Consider the following 6,027-nt stretch of genomic DNA (forward strand, 5'->3'; position numbering starts at 1 on the left):
TGGGGGATACACCAATGAGCACTAGCAATGTGGCTGGCGCTACCGCCGCACAGCCAGCGTTCCTGTCCAAGGAGCGCATTATCGCCAAGCCAGGGTTCAACCGCTGGCTGGTTCCACCGGCCGCCCTGGCCATCCACCTGTGCATCGGCATGGCCTACGGCTTCTCGGTGTTCTGGCTGCCGCTGTCCAAGGCGCTGGGTATCACCAAACCGGTCGCCTGCGCGCCGGACATGAGCTTTATCGCCCAAGTCTTCTCGTCCCAATGCGACTGGCCCATCTCCATGCTGGGCTGGATCTACACCCTGTTCTTCATCTTCCTGGGCTGCTCGGCAGCGATCTGGGGTGGCTGGCTGGAGCATGCCGGTCCACGCAAGGCCGGTGTGGTTTCGGCGCTGTGCTGGTGCGGCGGCCTGCTGATCTCGGCGTTGGGTATCTATACCCACCAGATCTGGCTGATGTGGATCGGCTCCGGGGTCATTGGCGGTATCGGCCTGGGCCTTGGGTATATCTCGCCCGTATCGACCTTGATCAAGTGGTTCCCGGACAAGCGCGGCATGGCCACCGGCATGGCGATCATGGGCTTCGGCGGCGGCGCAATGGTGGGCGCCCCGCTGGCGGCAGCGCTGATGGGGCACTTCGGTTCGCCGACCAGTGTGGGCGTATGGCAAAGCTTCCTGGTGATGGCCGCGATCTACTTCGTGTTCATGATCGGTGGCGCACTGTCCTACCGTGTTCCGCCGACTGGCTGGAAGCCTGAGGGCTGGACCGCGCCGGCTAAAAAAGCCAGCAACGCAATGATCACTCACCGTCACGTGCATGTGAATGTGGCGTGGAAAACCCCGCAATTCCGCCTGGTATGGCTGGTGCTGTGCCTGAACGTGTCGGCGGGTATCGGCATCCTCGGCATGGCTTCGCCGCTGCTGCAGGAAGTGTTTGGCGGCAAGTTGCTGGGTGTTGATGTGCCGTTCGGTCAACTGGACGCCGGTCAGCTGGCCTCCATCGCGGCCATCGCTGCAGGTTTCACGGGTCTGTTGAGCCTGTTCAACATCGGTGGCCGGTTCTTCTGGGCGTCGTTCTCCGACTACCTGGGCCGTAAAAACACCTACTTCGTGTTCTTCGCCCTGGGCTTTGCTCTGTATGCGTTGATCCCGAACCTGGGGCACCTGGGCAACGTGGCGCTGTTCGTGGCGGCGTTCTGCATCATCCTGTCGATGTACGGCGGTGGTTTTGCGACTGTCCCGGCCTACCTGGCGGACCTGTTCGGTACCCAGATGGTCGGCGCGATCCACGGTCGCCTGCTGACCGCTTGGGCAGCCGCGGGCGTATTGGGCCCGGTGTTGGTGAACTACCTGCGTGAGTATCAACTGAGCATCGGCGTTGAACGCGCTGCCGCCTATGACATCACTTTGTACATCCTCGCTGGCCTGCTGGTGCTGGGCTTTATCTGCAACCTGCTGGTCCGCCCGGTGGCCGACAAGTACTTCATGACCGATGCAGAACTGGCCGCCGAACAGGCGCTGGGCCACGACAAAGGTGCGGATGCCAGCACTTCCCTGGAGTGGAAAGCAGCCTCCGGCACCGTGCCATTGGCAATTGCCGCCTGGCTGGTGGTGGGTATTCCGTTGGCGTGGGGTGTGTGGGTGACCCTGCAGAAGACGGCGGTACTGTTCCACTAAGTTGAATACAAGCGGGCGCACCATCCTGGCGCGCCCGCTTGTGTATACATGTCTACCCCCGACATTCCCCGCTTCAATTCGTCAGTCTTATCCCCTTCGATGTTTCTGTTTAGCGCCCGCGCCCCTATAATGGCTGCCTTTTTCGCCCAATGATTTTGCGGAGCTGGTGATGGCCGAACGTAAGGCGTCCGTCGAGCGCGACACTCTGGAAACCCAGATCAAAGCCTCGATCAACCTGGATGGCACCGGAAAGGCCCGATTTGATATCGGTGTACCTTTTCTTGAGCACATGCTGGACCAGATCGCCCGTCACGGGCTGATCGACCTGGATATCGTCAGCAAGGGCGACCTGCATATCGACGACCACCACACGGTGGAAGACGTAGGCATCACCCTCGGCCAGGCGTTTGCCAAGGCCATCGGCGACAAAAAAGGCATCCGTCGCTACGGCCACGCCTATGTCCCGCTGGACGAAGCGCTGTCGCGTGTGGTCATCGACTTCTCCGGCCGCCCAGGCCTGCAGATGCACGTGCCGTACACCCGCGCCACCGTCGGCGGCTTTGACGTCGACCTGTTCCAGGAATTCTTCCAGGGCTTCGTCAACCACGCACTCGTCAGCCTGCACATCGACAACCTGCGCGGCACCAACACCCACCACCAGATCGAAACCGTGTTCAAGGCTTTCGGCCGCGCGTTGCGCATGGCCGTGGAACTGGATGACCGCATGGCCGGGCAAATGCCCTCGACCAAGGGCGTCCTGTAATGCAGACGGTCGCGGTTATCGATTACGGCATGGGTAACCTGCACTCGGTGGCCAAGGCCCTCGAACACGTAGGTGCCGGCAAGGTGCTGATCACCAGCGATGCCAATGTGATTCGCGAAGCCGACCGCGTGGTGTTCCCCGGTGTGGGTGCGATTCGCGACTGCATGGCCGAGATTCGCCGCCTGGGCTTTGACAGCCTGGTGCGTGAAGTCAGCCAGGACCGTCCGTTCCTCGGTATCTGCGTGGGCATGCAAGCCTTGCTCGACAGCAGTGAAGAGAACGACGGGGTCGACTGCATCGGCCTGTTCCCAGGCAAAGTAAAATTCTTCGGCAAAGACCTGCATGAAGACGGCGAACACCTGAAAGTCCCGCACATGGGCTGGAACGAAGTCCGCCAGACCGTGGACCACCCGCTGTGGCACGAAGTGCCGGACATGGCGCGTTTCTACTTCGTGCACAGCTACTACATCGCCGCCGGTAAACCGGGCCAGGTGGTGGGGGGCGGGCACTACGGCGTCGACTTCGCCGCCGCGCTGGCCGAAGGTTCGCGTTTCGCCGTGCAGTTCCACCCGGAGAAGAGCCATACCCATGGCCTGCAATTGCTGCAGAACTTCGCCGCCTGGGATGGACGCTGGTAAATGGCCAGGAAGCCGAAGCAGCCGATCTTGAACCTCACGCCTGAGCAGGAAAGTGAGGCTACCCTCAAGATCAAGCGCTTCATGGAGGACCGCTTCGAGCTCAAGCTGGGCTCGTTCGAGGTCGCCGAGATCCTTGAGCTGTTCACCACTGAAGTGGCTCCGCACTATTACAACAGGGCGATTTTCGATACGCAGACGCTCCTTAAAGAAAGGTTCGAAAGCCTCGAAAGCGACCTGTGGTCGCTTGAGAAGCCCTGATTTCCCAAGCATTGCTGAATATCGAATAAGGTTTGCCAGATGCTGATTATTCCCGCTATCGATCTCAAGGACGGCGCCTGCGTACGTCTGCGCCAAGGCCGTATGGAAGACTCCACCGTGTTCTCCGATGACCCGGTGAGCATGGCTGCCAAATGGGTGGAAGGGGGCTGCCGTCGTCTGCATCTGGTGGACTTGAACGGCGCCTTCGAAGGCCAGCCGGTCAACGGCGAGGTGGTCACCGCGATCGCCAAGCGCTACCCGAACCTGCCGATCCAGATCGGCGGCGGTATCCGCTCCCTGGAAACCATCGAGCACTATGTCAAAGCCGGCGTGAGCTACGTGATCATCGGCACCAAGGCCGTGAAAGACCCGGCCTTCGTCGCCGAGGCCTGCCGCGCGTTCCCGGGCAAAGTGATCGTGGGCCTGGACGCTAAAGACGGTTTCGTCGCCACCGATGGCTGGGCTGAAATCAGCACCGTGCAAGTCATCGACCTGGCCAAGCAGTTCGAAGCCGACGGCGTGTCCGCCATCGTTTATACCGACATCGCCAAAGACGGCATGATGCAGGGCTGCAACGTGCCGTTCACCGCAGCGCTGGCCGCTGCGACCAGGATCCCGGTGATCGCTTCCGGCGGCATTCACAACCTGGGCGACATCAAGTCGCTGCTGGACGCCAAGGCGCCAGGGATCATCGGCGCCATCACCGGCCGTGCGATCTACGAAGGTACCCTGGACGTCGCCGAAGCCCAGGCTTACTGCGATGCCTACAACGGCTGAGGACTGACCATGGCGCTGGCCAAACGCATCATCCCTTGCCTGGACGTCGACAACGGTCGCGTGGTCAAGGGCGTCAAGTTCGAGAACATCCGTGACGCCGGCGACCCGGTGGAAATCGCCCGTCGCTACGATGAGCAAGGTGCCGACGAGATCACCTTTCTCGACATCACCGCCAGCGTCGATGGTCGCGACACCACGTTGCATACCGTCGAGCGCATGGCCAGCCAGGTGTTTATCCCGCTGACCGTGGGCGGTGGCGTGCGTACCGTGCAAGACATCCGCAACCTGCTCAATGCCGGTGCGGACAAGGTCTCGATCAACACGGCTGCAGTGTTCAACCCGGAGTTCGTCGGCGAAGCCGCGCAGCACTTCGGCTCGCAATGCATCGTGGTCGCTATCGACGCCAAGAAAGTCTCCGGCCCGGGCGAAACCCCGCGCTGGGAGATCTTCACCCACGGCGGGCGCAAGCCCACCGGCCTGGACGCGGTGGAGTGGGCGATGAAGATGGAAGGTCTGGGCGCCGGCGAAATCCTGCTGACCAGCATGGACCAGGACGGCATGAAGAACGGCTTCGACCTGGGCGTGACCCGCGCCATCAGCGATGCGCTGGGTATTCCGGTAATCGCCTCCGGCGGTGTCGGTAACCTGCAACACCTGGCCGACGGCGTGATCGAAGGCCATGCCAGCGCGGTGCTGGCGGCGAGTATTTTTCACTTTGGCGAATACACCGTTCCTGAGGCCAAGGCCTACATGGCGGCGCGCGGTATCGTCGTTCGCTAAACGTTGCTGGACACCATGGCAGGCGCGCGGCACTCTCTGCGCTTGCCATGGATTCCGGTAACTTTCATGTTCAAACACCTGCTGCTCGCCGTCGCCAGTACGTCCCTCCTGTTGGCCGGCTCGGCCCATGCCGAAGAACCGTCTGACGCCTCCCTGGTGTTGCTGACGGAAAATTTCCCGCCCTACAACATGGCCAAGAACGGTAAGAACTTCGCCAAGGACGAGAACATCGAAGGCATCGCCGTGGATATTGTGCGCGAGACCTTCAAGCGCGCCGGCATTTCCTACAATCTGACCCTGCGTTTTCCTTGGGAGCGAATCTACAAACTCGCCTTGGAAAAACCCGGTTACGGCGTATTCGTAATGGCCCGCCTGCAGGACCGTGAGGCGTTATTCAAATGGGTCGGCCCCATCGGCCCGGACGACTGGGTGTTGCTGGCCAAGGCCGACAGCAAGATCCAACTCGACGACCTGGAGCACGCGCGCCGCTACAAGATCGGTGCCTACAAGGGCGATGCCATCGCCGAGACCCTGGAGAAACAGGGTCTCAATCCGCTCGTGGTGTTGCGCGACCAGGACAACGCGCAAAAGCTCGTCGATGGCCAGATCGACCTGTGGGCCACCGGCGACCCGGCCGGGCGTTATCTTGCGCGCCAGGTCGGTGTGACGGGGCTCAAGACCGTACTGCGGTTCAACAGTGCCCAGTTGTACCTGGCGCTGAACAAGGACGTGCCGGATGAGGTGGTGGCCAAGCTGCAGGCGGCGTTGGATCAACTGCGTAAAGACGGCGTCGTCGACGAGATCATGGCGAAGTATCTGTAGCAGGCGGCACACCTGTAGGCGCCGGCATCAGTCACCTGATGCGCGACTGAAAGACTGCTATCGCTGCGTGGGTATCTATACAGCGTTGGTTCAACGCTGAACGCCCGGCAGATAGGGCTGTTGTGGCGAGCGGGCTTGTCCCGCGTTGGGCTGCGAAGCAGCCCCAAAACCAGCCTCTACAGAGGGTCTGATACACCGCATTCTGCTTTACTGGGGCTGCTACGCAGCCCAACGCGGGACAAGCCCGCTCGCCACAGGGAGATTTGTCAGGGGCTGAAAAGTTGTGTAGATACCCATGGCTATCGCTGGCAAG

Annotated in this window: 7 protein-coding genes; all 7 read left to right on the plus strand. The window is 61.4% G+C overall.

Translation table 11 applies throughout. The features are described 5' to 3' along the window. Window positions 1-14 precede the first annotated feature (14 nt). Window positions 15-1,676, plus strand: a complete 1,662-nt coding sequence (locus tag J1G35_RS27890) for an OFA family MFS transporter (protein ID WP_053140833.1) — start codon at window positions 15-17, stop codon at window positions 1,674-1,676. Between the two features lie 169 nt (window positions 1,677-1,845). Continuing rightward, complete coding sequence (hisB, locus tag J1G35_RS27895; protein ID WP_003218037.1) at window positions 1,846-2,439, plus strand: imidazoleglycerol-phosphate dehydratase HisB; 594 nt, start codon at window positions 1,846-1,848, stop codon at window positions 2,437-2,439. After that, window positions 2,439-3,077 carry an imidazole glycerol phosphate synthase subunit HisH gene (gene hisH / locus J1G35_RS27900; protein WP_131696918.1) on the plus strand — a complete coding sequence of 213 codons (639 nt, stop codon included), beginning with the start codon at window positions 2,439-2,441 and terminating at the stop codon, window positions 3,075-3,077. The genes hisB and hisH overlap by 1 nt, the downstream gene beginning before the upstream one ends. Next, window positions 3,078-3,335, plus strand: a complete 258-nt coding sequence (locus tag J1G35_RS27905) for a DUF2164 domain-containing protein (RefSeq protein WP_053140827.1) — start codon at window positions 3,078-3,080, stop codon at window positions 3,333-3,335. A 39-nt stretch (window positions 3,336-3,374) separates the two neighbouring features. Next, entirely contained in the window at window positions 3,375-4,112 is a 738-nt protein-coding gene (gene hisA, locus J1G35_RS27910) for a 1-(5-phosphoribosyl)-5-[(5-phosphoribosylamino)methylideneamino]imidazole-4-carboxamide isomerase (RefSeq protein ID WP_008435688.1), read from the plus strand. A gap of 9 nt (window positions 4,113-4,121) precedes the next feature. After that, window positions 4,122-4,892, plus strand: coding sequence for an imidazole glycerol phosphate synthase subunit HisF (hisF, locus tag J1G35_RS27915; RefSeq protein ID WP_003171107.1), 771 nt, complete (start codon window positions 4,122-4,124; stop codon window positions 4,890-4,892). 66 nt (window positions 4,893-4,958) lie between these two features. Continuing rightward, window positions 4,959-5,714, plus strand: a complete 756-nt coding sequence (locus J1G35_RS27920) for an ABC transporter substrate-binding protein (protein WP_053140824.1) — start codon at window positions 4,959-4,961, stop codon at window positions 5,712-5,714. Window positions 5,715-6,027: the final 313 nt, after the last annotated feature.

It is taken from the genome of Pseudomonas sp. SH10-3B (assembly GCF_019891415.1).
GTDB lineage: Bacteria > Pseudomonadota > Gammaproteobacteria > Pseudomonadales > Pseudomonadaceae > Aquipseudomonas.